Here is a 20,098-nt window from a genome sequence, read left to right as displayed (position 1 = left end):
CTTCCGGCGACATTTTTTTGGCATTGCCTTCATCTGCGGGCGGAGCTTCATTGGCAGCGCAGGAAGGCCGGATGCTTCATTTTCGTCAAATTTTCTTCTACCGTGATCCGGGGGGATTCCCGGGGGTTACCTTTGCAGCTAACATTTATCGCATGGCAAAATGGAATAAAATAGGGGGTACGCTGATTGTGCTCTTTATGCTGATCGGGCTTCCGGCAATTTCTTACTACTACCTTTCGCAGGGTTACGCCTATCGCAAAGAAGCCATCCTGGCCCAGGGGGCATATGGTACCATGCCGGACCTGGGTGGACTTACCCCCGTGCGCGGAAAGCTACCCGAGGAATTGCGGGGGGCGATGACGGTGGTGGGGTGGCTTGATCCCAGCCAGTCACGGGCCACGCAGCAGTACGGGAAGATGCTGGATAGCGTGTACCAGCAGTTTGCCGATAGTCCGAACCTCTATTTCACGACCCTGGTAAAGGGGGACGACCCTTCGGCCACGGCAACGGAATTTGCCCTGACCTACAATTTGCCGCTCTCGCCGATGCTCAGCTTCCTTGCGGCGGATGCTGCGGCTTTTAATCAAACGGCCCGGGATTTTGCACTCCCTTTACCGGGCAGCGGGCAGGCGGGCGAAATGCCCATCGTTGCCCTGGTCGATAGTTCCCTGACGATTGTGAAGCACTACGACCTGGCCGACCGACAGCAAACCATCGGCCTCGTACAATTAATTTCCCTGATCATTCCCCTGCCCGAAAAGGCGGACATTATTGTAGAAAGAAAGAAAGAACTGTAGCCATGGTCGAAAGATCTTACCCCCAGCTTCCCGCTTACCCCGGCAGCGAAAAAGGACTCAAGATTGCGGTCTGGGTCGTATCAGCGGCCGTGCTCCTACTCGTGGGCGTCATGCGGCAGTACAAGCTGCCCGTTCCCGAGGGTTGGGACGTTGGCTACCTGCCCGCCGTCAACGCTGCCCTGAATGCGCTGACGGGTGTGGCGCTGGTCTTGTCGCTGATTTTCATTAAGCGCAAGGAAGTCCTGCGCCACCGCAATGCCAATTTCGCGGCCCTCGGGCTGTCCGTCCTCTTTCTCCTATGCTACGTGGTTTACCACTTCACTACGCCCGAGGTAAAGTATGGCGACCTAGACCACGACGGCATCCTCTCCGTGACGGAATTGGCCGCTGCGGGATCCATGCGAACGGTCTATCTGGTGATTTTGCTGACCCACATTACGCTGGCCGGCATCCTTTTGCCCTTTATTTTGTTGACAGCAGTGCGGGCCCTGGTCGGGAAGTACACCCTCCACCGGCAGATGGCGCGCATCGTTTGGCCGCTGTGGCTTTACGTAGCCATTACGGGGCCGGTGGTGTACCTGATGCTGCGCAATTACTATCCCTGATCCTTTGTCCCCAAACCCTGCACCTGCGTCAGCGCCCGCTTTGCCTTAACTTAAAAAAATAGCCATGAAGCATTCCGTTCTGTTAATCACCGTTGTGGTGTTGCTGCTGTTGGGCGGCGGAGAACTCCTGGCCCAGTGCCCCATGTGCCGGGCTACGGCCGAAAGCAACCTGGCCAACGGGGGGACCGAAGGCCGCGGCCTCAATAACGGTATCCTTTATCTGTTTTTTATGCCCTACCTGCTGATCGGTACAGTCGCCTTTCTGTGGTGGCGCAACCGTAAGAAGGAGGCTGATGAACTGGCGGAAATCGGCGAATAGAACCCAGGTATTTGCCTGTTCCTGGAAGGGATTTACGCATCCACCAGGATGCAATCGCCCACCGTTTTGCTGAGCACTACGCGCTCGTGCCCCGGGTAAGAAACGGTCAGGGAACCGTCGAAAGGAGCGCGGTGGTGGACGGTAATTTCCGTTTGCAGGGCGATCTTGCGGTCGTTCATCAAGAGAAGAAAATCGCTGGAAGAATGGGCCAGGCCGGTCACTACGGCCGTTTGTCCTTCGGCACAGTCGGAAAGCCGCTGGCGTTTCTCGGGAGATAAATTGCCTTCAGCGTCGGGGATCGGGGAGCCGTGGGGATCGGTGGTGGGGAAGCCCATCAACTCATCCATCCGGGCAAAAAAGGCGGGGCTTTTGACGTGCTCGATCTGCTCGGCGATGGGATGAACCTCCTCCCAGCCAAAGCCCATCTGCTCCACCAGAAACATTTCGGTCAGGCGGTGCTTGCGGACAATGAGCGCGGCCTCCTGCCGGCCGGCGGGGGTAAGGGCCAGGGGGCGGTATTTTTGGTATTCCACCAGGCCGCGTTCGCTCAGCTTCTTTACCATATTGTTGGCCGAGGGGGTACTGACTCCCAACGACTTGCTCAGGTCGGAGAGGCTGACTTGCCCACCGTCTTCGGCCAGGGCCAGCAACGTTTTCAGGTAGTTTTCAACCGTAGGAGTAGCCATGTGCTTCATGCAAATTGCCGTGGGCTCAATCACTGGTCCCACTCCGGCACAAGATGGGGTAAAACTGGAAAATCCGGAAATTACTGCTTGCGGTACACGATGGTTTCGGTACTGACGCCGAGCATACTCAACTCCAGAATCTCGGGGGTAAGGCGAATGATGCCGTAGCAGTCCGTTCCCGCCGGGCCACTGATGCTGAAGCAGGCAATCTCTAAAGCTTCGCCATTGTTGCAGTCTGCGGGGCAGGTACTGTGGTAGGTCATGGGCTCCTGTACGAGCAGTTGCCCTTCGTAGTAAGTAGCGTAATGATCGGTGGTAAATTCCACGACCTCCTGCTCATCGGCGGTATTGACCCACAGGCCGGCCAGGTTGCTGGCAACGGCAACGGGCGCGGGGTCCTGGGCAGCCAATTGCTGGTAGGTAGCGGGCGCGGCCCCGCTTTTGGCTTCCTGGGCAGGTGCGCTCCCGTAGGCGCTGGGAACGGCGGAAGTCTGTCCGTAGGCGCTGGGACCTTCTACGGTGGCGGTGATCTCGCTGCCCGGAGGTTTAGGCAGCACGGTGCTGGCCGTCATTGGCACGGGGCTTTTGCTGGGATCGTACGCGGGGCCTTCGAGGCCGGTGGGCAGGGCGTCAGCGGTTTGGGCCCGGGCTGCGGCAGTCCCTGGTTTTCCCGCCTTGTCCATTGTGGAACAAGATACGAGCAGGGTCAGCGAAAGGAGGAGAAGAAAGCTGCGCATGGTATAGTAATTAACTCAGTAGAAGAGGGCCGTGTTCATCGATAAAAGTAAGGACTTCCCGCGGATCATCGGTCAAAAACAGGTAATCGGCGTAGGCCTTGCCTGCGGCGAGTTGCTGGAGAAGGGGGAAAAGCTGGGTTTCCTCGGTGTAGCGGGCGGTGCCCAAAAAGACCATCGGGCTGACGTAACCGAAGGTTCCGTAGTGGTTTTGGGTAGCGTCCATGAAGATTTCCTGGGTGGTCCCTGCACTGCCCGGGGCGTAAACGATGCCGTAGAGGGCAATGGCCAGCAGGGTGTCTTCGCGGATGCTGTTGCTGAAGTATTTGGCGATGTAGGTAGCAAACAGGTTGCTGGGCTCGTGGCCGTAGAACCAGGTGGGAATGGCGAGGCTTTCGGCTCCGTCGGGGAAGCGATCGAGGATGCGGTAAGCCGCAGTCTGGAAGCCCGGGTCGGTGTATTTTGGTGCCGTGGCCAGGGATTCCAACACCCATTCGAGGTCGCTTTCGCTGCAACCCGCCAGGTAAGCTCCGAGGTTGGCGGCCTCCATGATGCCCGGTCCTCCACCGGAGATGATAAAGTAACCCGCCTCGGTCAGCAGCTTGGCGGTGCGCAGGCTGCGGGCGTAATCGGGTGAAGTCCGCGAAGTGCCGTGCCCTCCCATGAAACCCACCGTTTTACGGCGGGGCAGGCCGTTGGGACGGAAGTCGATCAGCCGGCGCAGCCCCTCGTCAATGCTGAAGTCGTGAAGGCGCTGCCAGAGGGCTTCGTTGATGTTGGGGCAGTACTTGGAATACTCGAAATGCTGGTAGATCCGGAGGTCCAGACTTTCGTCGTTTTCCGGGTCGTAACCCGCCATTAGTTCCCGCCAGACGTAGAGGTTGCGGCGCAGGGGGCGGTAGGGCAGGGTAGTGGGGGCACTCAGGAAGTTGGCCCCTCGCTGTCGCAGCGCCATCTCCGTGGCCAGGGGCAGGATACAGCCGATGAAGAGGGTGCTTTCGTCAACCTTCAGGGCTTCCCAGTTCAGGGTCACCTCCCGGAGGTCAATGTCCACCAGGGTCGTATTCGTCAGGTCGCGCTGGCCGGAGAGCAGCCATTCGTCGTCGATTGTCCGCAGGATGGGGCAGGAAAGGGGCGTAAATTTGGTCGGCAAAACCGTTGGGTTATTTGGTTAATCAGCGGGTTGTTCAGCCAGCGGCACGGTCCAGGAGTTGCTGGTGCAGCGTAAGTATTTGTGGTAACAACAAATGGTGGCCATCGTTGAGGATGCGGAAGTCTGCGGCGGCGCTTTTTTTGTCGTCGGGCCACTGTTTGGCGGCGCGGGCGGCGAATTGTTCGGCGCTGGCACCGTCGCGGGCCATGACGCGCTGGCGGCGGATGGCTTCCGGGGCGACCACTACGATGACACCGGCAAAATCGGCTTGCCGGCCCAGCTCCAGCACGATGGCGGCTTCGTAGAGCGTGTAGGGAGCGTTCTGGGTGGTGCGCCAGCGGGCGGCGTCGCGGTGCACGGCGGGGTGAACCAGGCCGTTGAGTTGTTCCAGAGCCGCATCGTTCTGAAAGACCTCTGCCGCCAGGCGGGCCCGGTCGAGTTGCCCGTCGGGCAGGTAAGTGCCTGGCCCGAAAGCGGCCGTTAGGTCGGCCCGCAGCTGGGCATCTTCCGTCATCAGGCGGCGTGCGGCGGCGTCGGCGTAGTACACGGGCACGCCGAGGCGGGCAAATTCCCGTGCCACCGTCGTTTTTCCGGAGCCAATATTTCCCGTCAGGGCATAGTGTTGCACGTCAGCTGGTTTGGTGGTACGTGGTGTTTCAGTTTGGGCGCTTACGCAGGTGCAAGGTAAGGACGCCCCCCAACCCCCACCGGGGGAGAGCGATGCAAGGTACGTCAGCGCCCGGTTTTGCTCAATCCCACTGCCCGGAACGGTCGGCTTTCTTCTCGCTCTGCCGGCGTTTTTTCTCCAGGCGCTTGCGGCGGTTAGCGACGAAGGCTTTGCCCTGGTGAACTTTCGGGATGGCGCGGCGGCCTTTTTCGAGGAGGGCCAGCAGCCGCTCCAGGGCCCGCTGCCGGTTTTGGTGCTGGCTGCGGCCCGATTGATCGACGACCGACAGGCGGCCAGCAGTATCGAGGCGGCGGGCCAGGTGGTGGTAAAGATTGGCTTTTTCCTGGCTGCTGAGGCCGGCGCTGGCCCCTACGTCGAAAACCAGTTCCACCCGGCTTTCGGTTTTGTTGACGTGCTGACCGCCCGCCCCCGACGAACGGGAGGTGCGGCTGATCAATTCGTGCTGGATGGTCTCCCAATTCATGGTAACGTTGATTTTTTGGTGTCATCCCTTGCTCCTCGTCCTTTCTTCCCCTTTCGGGGGGTTGGGGGGGAGCACCTGCGACCGCGCAAAAATGCTCCGGAACGCGGGCCGCGAAAAACCAAAGCGCAGGCTGGCGGTTAGGTAATGCATGGCCGAGAAAGATAAGCAAACGCAAGCACCCGACAGCTTCATCAACCCGATTGACGGGGAAAAGATTGCCACCAACCCGCATCTTTTGCCCTACGCCCACGAGCGCGGCGGCGCTACGATCAAGCCGGTGGACATGGGCAAAACCATCGGCCTGGCGATGACGGCCATGTACGAGCAGACGGATATGCAGCTCGACCAGATCCGCGCCCAGATCGAACTGCTGGCCCGGCAGGCCAACGAGATCAAGCAGCGCATGACGATCTCCGAACGCATCTACGAAGCGCAAATGGGCATCGACCCCATCATCGGCCGCACCTATTACCTGTATACCCGCAACAGCGGAGAAAATGTGCTGAGCATGATCAGTCCCACCGAATGGGGCCCCAAAGCCCCCTACCACTACGTAGCGACGATCAAACTGCTGGCTGACCACACCTGGGAAATGATCGAGCGGCGCGAGGAGTAGGTTATGACGCTCTGTGCCGCCGTAGATCGACGCAGAGCGTCTCAACCTCACGGCTCAACCTGGATCAGGAGACGTTGCCAATCACCTGCAACTGGCTGAGATCGGGCGTAGGCTTACCGCCGACGTCTTCCAGCGTAATGGCAAAGGCTGCCACATCACTGAGGTGGGGGACACTGAGCAGGTTGCTGTTCGAAAGGTTGAAGGCCAGCACGCCGAGGTCCTTGGGCCCACTGGCGTCAATGGCCCAGAGCTGGTATTGTTTGCCGGCGGGAGGGGGTGGCAGGTTGGTGGCGCGGAAGAAGGTTTCGTTCAGCACCGGGTTGTAGAACACGATGGCGCTGGAATTGGGGGCGTTGGGGGTTCCGGCCAGGAGGATGCCCGTGGTGGCGGGGTTGGTAACGGTTTGCAGGCGCAGTTCGGCGGCCCGGAGGCTGAGCTCGGTGGTGTCGCAGAGTGCTTGCTGGCGTTCGTAGTCGCTTTGCAGGCTGTCAAACTGCCCGCGTAAGTCATCGTAAGCGGAGCGGTCAGACTGCCGCCCGAAGAACAGGACCAAGGCAGCGGCGGCCATGAGCAGGGCTACGGTCCAGGGCAGCCAGTTCAGCGGATTCGCTGGCGGCGGTGGAGCGGCTGGGGGCAGCGTGCTGGCGGTGGGTGGGGCGGGCGGAGCAGCGTCTCCCAGGCTGGCCAGGACACGGGTAAGGACGGAAGGATCGGGCATCCGGGCATCGGCCTCGGCGAGCGCTTCAAGGGAGGACTCGATGCTGGCGATTTCGGCGCGGATTTCGGGATGCTCACTGGCATAGCGCTCTACCTCCCGTCTTTCGGCGGGTTCGAGGCGGTCGAGAACGTAAAGTTCCAGGACGCCGGAGGCTATGTATTTGGTGATGTCCACTTTAGTTAGTATCCGAAGATGTTTTTTAAACTTAGGTATAAAAAAGGTAGCCAGACCATCTCCCGTTGGAGTAAGGTTCTGAGCTGCAAGATGGCTCTGCGGGCCCGGGTTTTGATCGTCCCCAGGGGGAGTCCCAATTCCTCGGCTGCTTCCGTTTGTGTGAAATCCCTCAAGTAGAGAAGCTCGATAATGGACCGATGGTTATCATCCAGCCTGGTTAACAGTTTACTGACCCCGATGTGATCCATCGAAGGGGTCTGACTCAATTCGTTATGGGTACGTACGGTAACATCAAACGCTTCGGTTTTGCTTTGCTTGCGAAAACTTTTGGAGCGGATGCGGTCGATGGCGGCGTTGCGGGCGATGCGGGCCATCCAGGTGAACAGCCGGCTTTTTTCGGCGTCGTAAGCCCCGATGTTTTCCCAGATCTTGAGCAGGACATCGTGCAGGACTTCTTCGGATACCTCGGGCTGGCGAATGACGGGATCGATGATACTAAGCAAAGCGCCACCGTAATGCTTGAAGAGTTGGCGCATACCCTCCTGGTCCCGCTGCTGGAGCAGCCGAAGCACAATGTCCTGTCTTTCGTCCATTTTTGTGGAAAGCATGGAGGGGGTTGCCTGTTCAGTCGATGGCCCAAAGTGAGGTACTTTAGGGGAGAAATTCCTGAATCGCAGGGCAATGATAGGGAAATAATTTGGGTTTAGTAACAAGAGAATCGTCAGTACCTCACTTTCGGCTTACCTTGGCGGGCGGTGGAATAAAACCTTAACGAAATGAAACACTTATTTACGGGCATCGGCATCGGCATCGTGTTCCTTACGGGGTGGCTTTTTCTGATGAGCAGCAGTGACCGGCCGGACGAGCCCCAGCTCCTTCCAACTTCCTCTGCACCTGCGTCCGCGCCCAACCAGTTGCCACAGCGCATCCAACCCATCGACCTGAGCGGGGAGTTCAGTTTCGCCGGCGAGGCCCTGCCGATGGAAAACTTCGACGTGCGGGAACGCCTGGACCAGGAACTGCTGCGCAACGCCTATTTCCACCGCAATACCATCTTGCTGCTGAAGCGGCAGACGCGCTATTTCCCCACCATTGAGCGGATTTTGGCCGAAGAGGGGCTACCCGACGACCTCAAGTACCTGGCCGTCGCCGAATCGGGCCTGGACCACGTCACCAGCCGCGCCGGTGCCAAGGGTTTCTGGCAGTTCATGACCCCTACGGGCAAAGCTTTCGGGCTCGAGATCAGCGAAGAGGTGGATGAACGCTTCGACATCGAAAAGTCCACCCGCGCCGCCTGTGCCTACCTGAAAGACTACCACCGGCAGTTCGGCAGTTGGCACTGGGTGGCCGTAGCCTACAATATGGGCGGCCCCAACACCAAGAAGTGGCGCGAAAAGCAACGGGCCGAAAGCCTGTTTGACCTTGACATCAACGACGAAACGATGGCTTATCTCTTCCGCATCGTTGCCCTGAAGACCATCCTCAACGATCCGGCGGCCTTCGGCTACGAAATTGATCCGGAAGACCACTACCCGGCGCTCGACAACTACCGCACGGTGCAGGTCGATAAAAGCATTGCCAACCTGGCCGACTTTGCCAAAGCGCAGGGCACCAACTACCGGATGCTGAAACTCTACAACCCTTCGCTGGTGAGCAGTTCCCTGACGGTCGGCGCTGGAAAAACGTACGCGCTCAAAATCCCCAACTAGCCGTGTTGAAATCCAAGCTGCTTAAACCCTACGCCAGCATCGTGCGCCGGCAGGTACGCAGTGTGGCCGCCCGGGCCGTAGATGCCCAACGCGACATCCGCGAGGACCTCGTCCGCAGCGCCCGCCACACCGCCTTCGGGCGCGACCACGATTTTGCCGCCATCCGTTCTTACGACGACTTCAAGGCCCGGGTGCCGTTGGTCGATTACGAAGCCTTTAAAGGGTACGCCGACCGGACGCGGGACGGGGAGAAGGACGTCAGCTGGCTCGGCCGGCCGAAGTACTTCGCCAAAACCAGTGGTACCACCAGTGGGGTGAAGTACATCCCCCTGACCCGCCAGAGCATCCCCAACCACTTCGGCACGGCCCGCAACGCCCTGTTCAATTACTACGCCGAAACCGGCCGGGGCAAGTGGCTCGATGGCAAGATGATCTTCCTGAGCGGCAGCCCGGAGATGGGGGATACCAACGGCATCCCGACGGGCCGGCTCAGCGGCATCGTCAATCACCAGGTACCCGCCTGGCTGCGGACCAACCAACTGCCCTCCTACGCCACCAACTGCATCGAAGACTGGGAGACCAAGCTGGAACGCATCGTTGACGAAACCATCGGGGCCGACATGCGCCTGATTTCCGGCATTCCCCCCTGGGTGCAGATGTACTACGAGCGTCTGTTGGCCCGGAGTGGCAAATCGACCATCCTGGAGCTGTTTCCCAACCTGGAAATGTTCGTTTACGGCGGCGTCAACTTCGAGCCCTACCGCCAGAGCCTGGAGCGGCTGGTGGGCGGGCGCATCCCCAGCGTGGAGACTTACCCCGCCAGCGAGGGCTTCATCGCTTTTCAGGACAGCCAGACGGAAGAGGGTTTGTTGCTGAATGCCGATAGCGGCATCTTCTTCGAGTTTGTTCCGGCCGGGGAAATCTTCGACGCTGCCCCCACCCGCCTCAGTTTGGGTGAAGTGTCCACGGGGGTCAACTACGCCATTATCCTCAATACCAACGCCGGCCTGTGGGGCTACAACATTGGGGATACGGTGGAGTTCGTCAGCCTTCGACCCTACCGCCTGCGCGTGACCGGCCGGATCAAGCACTTCATCTCCGCCTTCGGCGAGCACGTCATTGGCAAAGAAGTGGAGGCGGCCATGCGGGCGGTGGCCGACCGTCACCGGGTGGAGGTGACCGAATTTACCGTCGCCCCGCAAGTCTCACCGCCGGAAGGGGGGCTGCCCTACCACGAGTGGTTCGTGGAATTTGCCAAGCCGCCCGCCGACGCGGCAGCTTTCGCCCGCGAGCTCGATGCGGCAATGGTGGAGCAAAACATCTATTACCAGGACCTCATCGCTGGCAACGTCCTGCGTCCTCTCGTCCTGCGGCCCACCGCCCCGGGCGCTTTCCGCGATTACATGAAAAGCCAGGGCAAGCTCGGGGGCCAGAATAAGGTGCCGCGCCTGAGTAACGACCGGGGCATTGCCGACCAACTGGCGCAATTTTAACCCCGGGGTTAGCGATTTTACTTCCGGTGCTGTTCTATGCGTACCGCTCCGCACCGACCCGGTAGCGGCCAAAAAATGTTGTGATGAAAACCCTCATTCTTGGGGCAACGCCCAACCCCGAACGCTTTGCCTACCTGGCGGCGGACCGCCTGACGCGCTACGGCCACGAAATTGTGAACGTAGGCATTAAGTCCGGCTCCGTAGCTGGTGTGGATATCCTTTCCGGCCAGCCCGCGCTGGAAGACATCGATACCGTAACCCTCTACCTTGGCCCGCGCCACCAGGCACCTTACTACGATTGGTTGCTGAATCTGGCTCCCCGACGGATCATTTTCAACCCCGGCACGGAGAACCCGGAACTGGCCCGCCTGGCCCGCGCGCGGGGTATTGAGACGGAAGTGGCCTGTACGCTCGTAATGCTGGGCAGTGGCACCTACTGAGCGCTGGGTGGAGCGCTGCCTGCGCTGGGCGGCCGTGAGCGTCTGCCTGGCTACCGGAGCGAAGGCATTGCTCCACGATTTGCCCCTGCGGGCCATACTTTGGGATGCAGGCTGGTGGACCTGGTTTGCCAATGCAGCGGGCTACTCCTGGACGGCGTGGGTAACGGACCCGGCGGTTGACCGGGCCATCAATGGGCTCAACCTCGGGTTGGGGCTCTCGTTCTTGGTCACCGCAGCAGTGTTGGCTTTCGGGCGCTCCCGCGCTGGCGGACTGGCCGTAGCAGTGGCGACAGTTTTATTACTCCTCCAGCATTTTCTCCTCGCCAAAGAAGCCTTTTGGCAGATCGGGCAAGTGCTGGAGCTGGGGCTGCAAACTGGCGCGCCCCTGATCTGGTATGCCTACCGCAGGGGTCCCGGGGGGGAAGTCTACTGGCGTTGGGTGCGTTGGGTGGTGGCCGCCACCTTCGTTGGACATGGTTTGTATGCGGTCGGTTTTCATCCCGTGCCCGCCAATTTCGTGCTGATGACCCAAGCGGGCTTGGGGGTAGGGGAGGCGCTGGCGCGGCAGCTGCTCTTCGGGGTGGGGATTTTGGATTTCCTGGCGGCGTTGTTCCTCGTGCTGCCATTCCGCCGCGCACACTGGCTGGCGCTTTGCTGGCTGTTGCCCTGGGCGCTGCTCACTACGGCAGCGCGCCTTTGGAGTTATGGCTGGCTGGTGGGGATGGGGACCTTGCTGCGGCAGTGGCTTCCCGAAGTGGTCTTGCGCCTGCCCCACGTCCTCATTCCGCTCGCCTTTGCCCTGGCGCGCCATTCCGGGCAAATTTGGGCGCGTACGCAGGTGCTCCCCCCCGACCCCCCGAAGGGGGGAGTCAGGACAAAAGAGCAAGGCAAGACATAAAGGATTGTCCTTCAGGCCCTACCGGAAAATTGCCAGCGCAGGAGGCCGTTTTTTGCCGCAAAGGGACGCTGGCTGCCCTGAACCTTCCCCTCCCTCCAATGGTTTGTCATTTACCTATGACGAAAGCCTCGAACATCTGCGATCAGCAGGAAATTACTGCCTACGGGCAATTTGGTGACATTGAAGTTTGGCCCGGCAGTCCTTACCCCCTGGGCGCCACCTGGACCCGCGAAGGCGTAAACTTCGCGGTCTTCAGCGAGCACGCCACGCGCGTTGACTTGTGCCTGTTTGCTAAAGCGGACCCCTCCAAGGAAGTCTACCGCATCCGCATGATGGAACAGACGGACCTGGTCTGGCACTGCTACATCCCCAAGCTGCCGGAAGGCTGGCGCTACGGGTTCCGCGCCCACGGCGAATGGGACCCCCGAAATGGCCGACGCTTTAACCCGGAAAAGCTCCTGATCGATCCCTACACCAAAGCCATCGACGGGCAGATCAAGTGGACCAGCGACGTCTATCCCTATCCCATTGATCATCCTTCGCCCGATCGGCACCTGATTAAGGATGGGCGTGATTCGGCTCCTTACATCACTAAGGGGGTGATCATCAACACGGAGTTTGATTGGGAAGGCGATGTGCTGCCCAACCACCCGATGCACTCCACCATCATTTACGAAGCCCACGTCAAAGGCCTTACTGCTCTTCACCCCGATGTGCCGGAGCAGGAGCGGGGGACCTACGCCGGCCTGGCCCATCCCTCCGTCATCGACTACCTGAAAAACCTGGGCGTAACCGCCGTGGAACTAATGCCCATCCATCACTTTGTCCACGACGACCGTCTGGTGCAAATGGGATTGAGCAATTACTGGGGCTACAATAGCCTGAGTTTCTTTGCCCCCCACGCTGAATACGGATCTACCGGCAGTGCCGGCGGGCAGGTGCGGGAGTTTAAAGAAATGGTCAAAAAGCTCCACAAAGCAGGACTGGAGGTAATTCTTGACGTAGTGTACAACCACACTGCGGAGGGCAACCACTTCGGGCCCATGTTGGGCATGAAAGGCCTTGATAATGCCAACTACTACCGCCTGGTCGATGACCAGAAGCAATTTTACATGGATTACACGGGGACGGGTAATACCCTCAACCTGACCAATCCGCGGACCCTGCAGGTAGTTATGGACAGCCTCCGCTACTGGGTTACTGAAATGCACGTTGATGGTTTCCGCTTTGACCTGGCCAGTGCCCTGGCGAGGGGGCTCTTCGAGGTGGGCCGCCTGAGCACTTTCCTGGATACCATCCACCAGGATCCCATCATCAGCCAGGTGAAACTCATTGCGGAGCCCTGGGATGTCGGTCCCGGCGGCTACCAGGTGGGCAACTTCCCCGTGTTATGGTCTGAGTGGAATGGCAAGTACCGCGATAACGTGCGGGCTTTCTGGCGGGGCGACGATGTTGGGGTGGCTGAGTTGGCTTACCGGTTAAGCGGTTCTTCGGATCTCTACGAAATTGGCGGCCGCCGCCCGTCAGCCAGCATCAATTTTGTTACGGCCCACGACGGATTCACCCTCCGTGACCTCTATTCCTACAACGAAAAACACAACGAAGCCAACGGGGAAGACAACCGCGACGGCGAAAGCCACAACCTGAGCTGGAACTGCGGTGTGGAGGGGCCTACCGAAGATCCGGCCATCAATGCCCTGCGACAACGCATGCAGCGCAATTTGCTCAGTACCCTGTTCCTCAGCCAGGGCGTACCCATGCTGACGATGGGCGACGAATACGGCCGCACCCAGCAGGGCAATAACAATGCTTACTGCCAGGACAACGAAATCAGCTGGTTCGATTGGAAATGGACGGCTGAACAACGCAGCCTGCATTCCTTCACCCGTGGCCTGATTCAGTTGCGCAAGGACAACCCCATTTTTCACCGCCGGCGTTTCTTCAACGGCCGGACGATGGAAGACTCCCAACTCGGGGACATCCTGTGGATCAACCCCGCTGGCCACGAGATGAGTGCCAACGATTGGGCCAGTCCCCACGTCCGTACCCTCGGCATGATCCTCAATGGGGAAGCCATGGTGGAATTTGACGAGCGCGGCCGCCGCATCAAGGACGATATTTTCCTCCTGCTGCTCAACGCCTACTGGGAAGAAGTGCCCTTTACCTTACCCGGGGTGCAGGAATTTACCCGATGGGAGCAGCTGGTAGATACGGAGACGGACGCCATCCCGACCGATAAGGACGTCTTAGCCAACACGCCCTTCACGCTCGGGCCCCGGTCGTTGACCCTGTTCCGGCTCAAGACCCGCTTGGCAAACCGGACGCCGGAGGGCAAGCGGCGCGTCAATATCGTCGACCAGGTTCGCCGCCTTTGGGACATGATTCAGGAATAAGCCCCGGCGATGGCTACGGTGACTTACCAACTGCACGAGCTGACGGACTTTATTCGTCGGGTCTTCGCCCTCAACCTGCCGCAGGCGGTGTGGGTGGCCGCCGAGTTGGCCCAGGTCAACAGTTCCCGCGGGCACTGCTACTTTACGCTGGTGCAAAAAGCGCCCGAAGAGGCTACCATCCAGGCCCAGTTGGACGGCGTGGTGTGGCAAGGCCAGTGGCGGGAAATTCAGCGGATCCACGGCCCAAAAATTGTCCGGGATTTGTTCCAGGAAGGGATGTCCGTCCGGCTCAAGGTAACCACGTCATTCCACCCCCGCTACGGTTTGAAGTTGGTGGTCGAAGACATTGACCCGGCCTATACCGTGGGCTTGCTGGAGATGCGGCGGCAGGAAACGCTGGCGAAGCTCTCCGCGGCTGGCTTGCTCGACCGGAATGCCCAATTGCCGCTGCCATTGGCTCCCCAGCGCCTGGCGGTCATTTCCAGCGATGCGGCGGCGGGCCTGGCCGATTTCCGTCAGCAGCTGAACGCCAATCCTTACGGCTACTGCTTCCGTACCCAGCTCTTTACGGCGGCCATGCAGGGAAGCCAGGCCAGCCCGGAAATCCTCAGCCGGCTGCGGCAAATTGCGGGCTGGGCTGGTGCTTTTGATGCGGTAGTGATTGTCCGCGGCGGCGGGGGAAAGACGGATTTGGCGGCTTTCGATGCCGAGGATCTGGCCGTGGCCGTGGCCGAATTTCCCCTTCCCGTGCTCGTGGGTATCGGTCATGAAACCGATGACACCGTACTGGACCGCGTTGCCCACCGCAGCTTGAAGACTCCCACTGCAACCGCGGTTTTTCTGGTGGATTGCCTGGCCCGGGCGGAATACCGTGTCTTGCAGTTGGCGCGGGACATTCACGGGAGCGGAGAGCGCATCCGGCAGCGGCAGGAGGGTATGCTCCAGCGCACCCAGGAATTGACTTTCCAGGCGGCACACCATGCCCTGGCGCAGGCCCAACAGCTGCTCAACCAGGTGGGCAGGGAAATCCCCCGCCTGGCCGACCGGGCCACCACAGCGGAGCAGGAACGGCTGGGCCACCTTACCCGCCTGCTCAAGGCCCTGCATCCCGCCACCACCCTGGCCCGAGGCTATGGATTAGTCAGTCAGGATGGACACCTCATCACCGACCCGGCACAAATCAAGGAGGGCGCAGTAGACCTGAGGCTGGAAAAAGGGCGGGTCCGCCTGCGCACGGACGGGCCCGCGGGCTGAGGTCCTTCTTTGCTTTAAAAGGGCGTTGCCGGCACCTGCGGCCGCGCCCTTTGCCATAGTGGCCAGATGGTGGGGCGCGAATGGGGCCGCGCAGGAAAATGTGCGCCTGCTTGGCGGATCGGGCGGAAGCCTTACCTTCAGCGCCTCAACGCTGCTGCAATGTTACTGATCAATTTCCGGGATACTTCCGGCGCTACGACGAAATGCCGGATGATTGCCCTGTTGCTGGGGGGCCTTTTCCTGGGGGGCTGTGGAACGGGAAAGCCTGTTCTTCCGGAGGGCAGGAGTGAGCATATTCTGGTAAATCAGGTGGGCTATTTGCCGGGGGCGAGCGCGCAAATCATCCTTACGCAACGGCCAGAAGGCGGGGAATTTTATCTGATGGACAGCAGTGGAGCGGCCCGACTGGCCACGCTGCCCCTGGCCCTGGATAGCCTGGTATGGCCGTCGGCCGGGCAAACGGTTTGGCCACAGGAAATTACCGCGCCCCGTGCCGCCGGTCACTACCGTTTCCTGGTGCCAGGTCTGGGTTATTCCGCGCCTTTTGCGGTGGGTGATGCGGTATATCAGGACCCATTTCTGGCCAGCGTAAAAGCATTGTATTACCAACGGGCCAGTACGGCGCTGCCAGAACGCTACGCAGGAAAATGGCAGCGGCCGCTCGGCCACCCCGATACCGCTGCCCTGTACCATCCATCCAGCGGAAAAGAGAAGGGTACGCTTGATTCCCCCAAGGGGTGGTATGACGCTGGTGATTACAATAAATACGTTGTAAATGGTGCGTTTCCGCTGGGTCAGTATTTTGCGCTTTATGAAGATATTGGTGATCCCGTTCCGGATGGACAACTCAATATTCCCGAAAGTGATAACGGGGTGAGTGATTATCTGGACGAAATGCGGTGGGAAATGGATTGGCTACTGACTATGCAGGATGACGATGGCGGCCTCTTTCATAAGCTTACCACGAAAGAATTTGAAGCCATGGTAATGCCGCACGAAGCCAGGCGGCAGCGGTACGTGGTGGGGAAGGGAACGGCCGCCACCCTCAATTTTGCTGCTGCGGCGGCCCAGGGTGCGCGTATTTTTGCGGATATTGATTCCGTATACGCTGCGGATTTGGTCCGCCGGGCCGAAATGGCCTGGGCCTGGGCATTACTCCATCCCGCAGTAGCATATACCAACCCTGCGGATATTAAAACCGGTGAATACGGCGACAAGAATTTTACTGATGAGTGGTACTGGGCCGGCGCTGAACTTTTCGTCACCACGGGCAAGGCACCTTACCTGGCCTACCTCCGGAGCCACCCTGCACCACTGCATTTTAAGGGTGGGAGCTGGACGAGTTTTATGGGTTTACTGGGTTGTTTTAGTCTGCTGCGCCACCCCGAAAAAGTGCCCGCCGAAATTTATGCACCCATCCGGATGCGCTGCCTGGAAGTGGCCGATAGTATTGCCGCCACCAGCTTAGAGCATCCTTATCGCCTGCCGATGACAAAATTTGCCTGGGGCAGCAACAGTGATCTGCTCAACGCCGCAATGGTGACGGCGGCAGCGTACCAGTTGAGCCCTGAACAACGCTATTTGCAGCACATTACGGACGTGGTGGATTATGTGCTGGGGAAAAACCCGACGGGCTACAGTTTTCTTACGGGTTTTGGTTCGCGCAGCCCCATGTTTATCCACCACCGGCAGAGTGCGGCGGATGGTATTGCCGAGCCGGTGCCTGGCCTCCTTTCGGGCGGGCCCAACAGTGGACAACAAGACCGGCAACAGGCACAGTATCCACCGGATGTCGCCCCAATGAAAAGTTGGGTGGACCAACAGGCCAGCTACGCCAGCAACGAAATTGCCCTGAACTGGAATGCCCCGCTCAGCTATATTTTAGCTTGGGTACAAGTTAATCGCTAGTGGGGTTCCCGGAGTCCCCGGGGTATTTGGCCCGCAAATCCTTTGCCAGGTTGCGGAAAACGTATTCGTGCTCCTGCTCGATGCCGATTTTTTCCAGGGGGCGCCAGTAAAACCTTGGGTAAAGTTCTGAGGTATAGGTGGTGATTCTGGTCATTTTCGTTTGTCCGTCCTCGAGTTCATCGAAGAGGTAAATGGCTTCCTTAAATCCGAGCCATTTTCTCCCGGTCAGTTGGTAGTCAATTACGTCCATCTTCAGGATTTTGCCCTTTTCCAGTTCCGTTATTCTTTCAACGATCTGGCCGCCCTCAAAATAGCAAGTCCGGAGGCCGCCCACTTTTTCTTCTTCCAAAACACATTTTTGGGGGATGGGCAAATCCAACCGCATCAAAAAGGGCTTTTCTGCATCGAGGGTGTCCACTGATTTTATAGCGTCGTAAACTTCCATGGGGGAATAGGGGAGGGTGATGGCTGATGCTACCTCTACTACAAACTGCTCGTTTTGGGTCAGTGCTGTTTCGATGAAACTAAAAGTAAGGAAGAGGCAAAGGGGGATGATGGAGCTTTGGAATAAATCCTCGGGATTAGCGGGTTTTTTGTTGCGGTTGACCAGGTATTTTACCAATATCCCCAACCCAATGGCTACGAGAACCAGGGGCATCGCCATTAAAATACAGACCATCCCTTCGAGCCCGCCGGCCAGCAATAAAATAAAGAATACGGCAAGAGAGAGCAGAAGGCCCCATATACTGATCGCCTTAATGGTTGAATTACCAAGAACGTACCCCAAAACGAAGGGGAGAAAGACAAAAAAGGAAAAACCATAACCAATCATTTCGTAATGCAGGAGCAGGAAGCCCAGGGTGAGAAAGGTCAGGCTGATGAGGATAGAAAGGAGGAATTCTTTTTTCATAACGGGTTGGGTGAATCGGTGGGTAGAGGCATGTTTTCTGCTGAGCCATCAACCGGACCTGAATAATACTGGTGTATGTCCCATTATTAAGTGGAACGTGTTCTGGTACGGGTCGTAATTACACGGATTTTGGTGAGCGGTGTACGTTGTCCATCCGTTCTTCCATCCAGGCCAGTACGTAGGCAAATACTTCTTCCCGTTCGGGTTCGTGGTGCAGCTCGTGGTAAAGGCCGGGCCATTCTTTCCAGGTCAGGTTGGTGGGGTTGCGTGCGGCGAAGGCGGCACTGGCGTCGAAGCTGGTCAGTCCGTCGGCACTACCGTGCATCAGCAGCGAGGGGACGGGGAGTTCACCCGTCCAAGCGTTCAGGGCGTCGGCATTTTCGAGGATATCGATGCCGGTTCGGCTGGTCAGGCGGTCGTGGACGAAGGGGTCTTGCTCGTATTTTGCCTGTACTTCCGGGCTACGACTGAGTTGGCTGAGGTCTAAGGCGCTGGACTGGGTAAAAGTGGGGAAGATGGTCCGAAAGGCCTTCCCCAGGCCAACGAGGAGGGGATTGGGTTGAAAGGCGAGTTGAATATGCGGGGCGGAGAGAATGGCTCCGGAGATACGCGGATGCCGGCGGATCAGGTAGCGCAGCAAAAGGTGCCCGCCCATGCTGTGGCCGTACAAAAAGACGGGGGTATCCTTATAGCGTCGTTCGCACTCTACGGTCAGGGTGGCAATTTCGTCGACGAACTCTTTGTAGTTTTTCGCGTAGCCCCGGCGGCCCTCGCTCTGTCCGTAGCCCTGGCGATCGTAGCCTACGCAGGCAATGCCCCGGGCCCGGAACCAATCGACCATGTCGTCGTACCTCCGGCAGTGCTCGCCTACGCCGTGTACCAGACCGATAACCGCGCGTGCCTCGGCTACGGGCCAGTCTACGGCGTAGATGCGGTTGCCATTTTCGTTGTGCCAGTGGAATTCTTGGGCTGCTTGCATCATGCTTGAAGTGATTGAAACGACGGGTTTTGGGAGGGGTGGGAAGGCAAAAGGGGGGGCGTGGGGACTTCTCCACGCTTGCCAAATCATTCAGTAGTCAGGTGCGGGAACCTTTATTTGTCGCAAAGTAGGGCAAAAGGAACTTCTGAAGTGGTTTTAGACCGGGCAATTTCAGTGGGAAATCCCCAACTTTGCCCCATGAAGCCACGAATTGTATTTATGGGGACGCCGGAGTTTGCGGTTCCCAGCCTGGAAATCCTCCTGGCGGCCGGCTACCCCGTCGTCGGCGTCATCACGGCTACCGATAAGCTGGGCGGGCGCGGCAACAAGACCTTGCTGGAGTCGGCCGTCAAAAAGTGCGCCGTGCGGCACGGCATTCCGGTGTTGCAACCCCGCAATTTGAAGGACGAAGGTTTTCACGCCGAACTCCGGGGTCTGGAAGCCGAGCTACAGATTGTTGTCGCTTTCCGGATGTTGCCCGCTGCAGTTTGGGAGATGCCCAGGCTGGGCACTTTCAACCTCCACGGCTCGCTCTTGCCGAAATACCGCGGGGCGGCTCCCATCAACTGGGCGGTCATTCAGGGTGAGGAAGAGACGGGCTGTACCACCTTCTTTCTGCAACACGAAATCGATACGGGGGATGTGTTGCTCCAGCGGCGGATTGCCATCGGGCCCGACGAAACGGCGGGGGAGGTGCACGACCGCATGATGCTGCACGGGGCAGAATTGGTTTTGCAAACCGTTGCCCTAATCGAAAGCGGCAACTACCAGCCCAGTAAGCAAAACGACGCAGCGGCCACGCCAGCCCCCAAACTGCACCGGGAAAATACCCGCATTGATTTCACCCAGCCCGCCATCCAGGTCCACAATTTCATCCGGGGGCTCAGTCCCTGGCCGGCGGCCTGGACCTTGCTGGGGGGCGAGCAACTGAAGATCATCCGCACCCATTGCACCCCCGCCGTGCACCAGTTTCCGGCGGGTACCCTGTTGGCCGAAGGAAGGTCAACGCTGAAAGTGGCCTGCCCCGGCGGCTTTGTCCACATCCTCAGCCTGCAACTGGCCGGGCGCAAGCGGATGAGCAGCGAAGAGTTCCTTAACGGCACTACGATCGGGGAAGGGACGGTTTTGGGGGTATGAGTGCTGCTGGGGGGGCTTCGTGCT

At 59.1% G+C, this 20,098-nt stretch carries 21 protein-coding genes; 12 read left to right on the top strand and 9 right to left on the bottom strand.

Annotated features, from left to right (window positions below; genetic code table 11):
- Positions 1-152 precede the first annotated feature (152 nt).
- From H9S92_RS20360 to H9S92_RS20350, 3 genes are all read left to right on the top strand, one after another.
- Positions 153-797 (top strand): hypothetical protein, encoded by a 645-nt coding sequence (locus tag H9S92_RS20360; protein WP_187468546.1) that lies wholly within the window; start codon positions 153-155, stop codon positions 795-797.
- A 2-nt stretch (positions 798-799) separates the two neighbouring features.
- Positions 800-1,402, top strand: coding sequence for a DUF420 domain-containing protein (locus tag H9S92_RS20355; protein ID WP_187468545.1), 603 nt, complete (start codon positions 800-802; stop codon positions 1,400-1,402).
- A gap of 64 nt (positions 1,403-1,466) precedes the next feature.
- Positions 1,467-1,721, top strand: a complete 255-nt coding sequence (locus H9S92_RS20350) for a hypothetical protein (RefSeq protein ID WP_187468544.1) — start codon at positions 1,467-1,469, stop codon at positions 1,719-1,721.
- Between the two features lie 32 nt (positions 1,722-1,753).
- On the opposite strand, the gene H9S92_RS20345 is transcribed toward H9S92_RS20350, so the two are convergent.
- The 5 genes from H9S92_RS20345 to arfB all read right to left on the bottom strand — a co-directional run bounded on the left by H9S92_RS20345 (position 1,754) and on the right by arfB (position 5,457).
- On the bottom strand, positions 1,754-2,407 hold the full coding sequence (locus H9S92_RS20345; protein ID WP_187468543.1) for a metal-dependent transcriptional regulator: 654 nt from the start codon (positions 2,405-2,407) through the stop codon (positions 1,754-1,756).
- Between the two features lie 80 nt (positions 2,408-2,487).
- Complete coding sequence (locus H9S92_RS20340) at positions 2,488-3,144, bottom strand: hypothetical protein (RefSeq protein ID WP_187468542.1); 657 nt, start codon at positions 3,142-3,144, stop codon at positions 2,488-2,490.
- 10 nt (positions 3,145-3,154) lie between these two features.
- On the bottom strand, positions 3,155-4,294 hold the full coding sequence (locus H9S92_RS20335) for an LOG family protein (RefSeq protein WP_187468541.1): 1,140 nt from the start codon (positions 4,292-4,294) through the stop codon (positions 3,155-3,157).
- A 34-nt stretch (positions 4,295-4,328) separates the two neighbouring features.
- A complete protein-coding gene (gene coaE, locus H9S92_RS20330; protein WP_187468540.1) occupies positions 4,329-4,922 on the bottom strand; it encodes a dephospho-CoA kinase in 594 nt (197 codons plus the stop codon).
- Between the two features lie 121 nt (positions 4,923-5,043).
- On the bottom strand, positions 5,044-5,457 hold the full coding sequence (gene arfB, locus H9S92_RS20325) for an alternative ribosome rescue aminoacyl-tRNA hydrolase ArfB (protein WP_290283472.1): 414 nt from the start codon (positions 5,455-5,457) through the stop codon (positions 5,044-5,046).
- Between the two features lie 136 nt (positions 5,458-5,593).
- On the opposite strand from arfB, the gene H9S92_RS20320 reads away from it, so the two are divergent.
- The gene (locus H9S92_RS20320; RefSeq protein ID WP_187468538.1) at positions 5,594-6,061 is read left to right on the top strand and encodes a DUF2452 domain-containing protein; all 468 of its coding nucleotides are present in this window, start codon (positions 5,594-5,596) and stop codon (positions 6,059-6,061) included.
- Between the two features lie 64 nt (positions 6,062-6,125).
- Here H9S92_RS20320 and H9S92_RS20315 read toward each other — a convergent pair whose 3' ends face one another.
- Together H9S92_RS20315 and H9S92_RS20310 are read right to left on the bottom strand one after the other, a co-directional pair.
- Entirely contained in the window at positions 6,126-6,953 is an 828-nt protein-coding gene (locus tag H9S92_RS20315) for an anti-sigma factor (RefSeq protein ID WP_187468537.1), read from the bottom strand.
- Positions 6,954-6,958: 5 nt separating this feature from the next.
- Positions 6,959-7,561, bottom strand: a complete 603-nt coding sequence (locus H9S92_RS20310) for an RNA polymerase sigma factor (RefSeq protein ID WP_187468536.1) — start codon at positions 7,559-7,561, stop codon at positions 6,959-6,961.
- 168 nt (positions 7,562-7,729) lie between these two features.
- Here H9S92_RS20310 and H9S92_RS20305 point away from each other — a divergent pair, with 168 nt between their 5' ends.
- The 7 genes from H9S92_RS20305 to H9S92_RS20275 all read left to right on the top strand — a co-directional run bounded on the left by H9S92_RS20305 (position 7,730) and on the right by H9S92_RS20275 (position 17,048).
- A complete protein-coding gene (locus H9S92_RS20305; protein WP_187468535.1) occupies positions 7,730-8,662 on the top strand; it encodes a lytic transglycosylase domain-containing protein in 933 nt (310 codons plus the stop codon).
- A 5-nt stretch (positions 8,663-8,667) separates the two neighbouring features.
- A complete protein-coding gene (locus H9S92_RS20300; RefSeq protein ID WP_187468682.1) occupies positions 8,668-10,155 on the top strand; it encodes a GH3 auxin-responsive promoter family protein in 1,488 nt (495 codons plus the stop codon).
- A gap of 83 nt (positions 10,156-10,238) precedes the next feature.
- A complete protein-coding gene (locus H9S92_RS20295) occupies positions 10,239-10,595 on the top strand; it encodes a CoA-binding protein (RefSeq protein WP_187468534.1) in 357 nt (118 codons plus the stop codon).
- The gene (locus H9S92_RS20290) at positions 10,582-11,493 is read left to right on the top strand and encodes a hypothetical protein (RefSeq protein WP_187468533.1); all 912 of its coding nucleotides are present in this window, start codon (positions 10,582-10,584) and stop codon (positions 11,491-11,493) included. Before H9S92_RS20295 ends, H9S92_RS20290 begins: the two co-directional genes overlap by 14 nt.
- A 116-nt stretch (positions 11,494-11,609) precedes the next feature.
- Positions 11,610-13,886, top strand: coding sequence for a glycogen debranching protein GlgX (glgX, locus tag H9S92_RS20285; RefSeq protein WP_187468532.1), 2,277 nt, complete (start codon positions 11,610-11,612; stop codon positions 13,884-13,886).
- Between the two features lie 9 nt (positions 13,887-13,895).
- Positions 13,896-15,140 carry an exodeoxyribonuclease VII large subunit gene (xseA, locus tag H9S92_RS20280; protein ID WP_187468531.1) on the top strand — a complete coding sequence of 415 codons (1,245 nt, stop codon included), beginning with the start codon at positions 13,896-13,898 and terminating at the stop codon, positions 15,138-15,140.
- Positions 15,141-15,299: 159 nt separating this feature from the next.
- The gene (locus H9S92_RS20275; protein ID WP_187468530.1) at positions 15,300-17,048 is read left to right on the top strand and encodes a glycoside hydrolase family 9 protein; all 1,749 of its coding nucleotides are present in this window, start codon (positions 15,300-15,302) and stop codon (positions 17,046-17,048) included.
- Here the strand turns inward: H9S92_RS20275 and H9S92_RS20270 are convergent.
- Positions 17,038-17,958 (bottom strand): SRPBCC family protein, encoded by a 921-nt coding sequence (locus H9S92_RS20270; RefSeq protein ID WP_187468529.1) that lies wholly within the window; start codon positions 17,956-17,958, stop codon positions 17,038-17,040. The two genes, H9S92_RS20275 and H9S92_RS20270, sit on opposite strands and share 11 nt — an antisense overlap.
- Before the next feature lie 118 nt (positions 17,959-18,076).
- Positions 18,077-18,940, bottom strand: a complete 864-nt coding sequence (locus H9S92_RS20265; protein WP_246464017.1) for an alpha/beta hydrolase — start codon at positions 18,938-18,940, stop codon at positions 18,077-18,079.
- 195 nt (positions 18,941-19,135) lie between these two features.
- On the opposite strand from H9S92_RS20265, the gene fmt reads away from it, so the two are divergent.
- The gene (gene fmt, locus H9S92_RS20260) at positions 19,136-20,074 is read left to right on the top strand and encodes a methionyl-tRNA formyltransferase (RefSeq protein ID WP_187468528.1); all 939 of its coding nucleotides are present in this window, start codon (positions 19,136-19,138) and stop codon (positions 20,072-20,074) included.
- Positions 20,075-20,098 lie beyond the last annotated feature (24 nt).

Origin of the sequence: Neolewinella lacunae (assembly GCF_014349155.1) — a bacterium.
Taxonomy (GTDB): Bacteria; Bacteroidota; Bacteroidia; order Chitinophagales; family Saprospiraceae; genus Neolewinella; species Neolewinella lacunae.
Note: the sequence above shows the minus strand (reverse complement) of the source record. Positions and strands in the feature narration are given on the sequence as shown.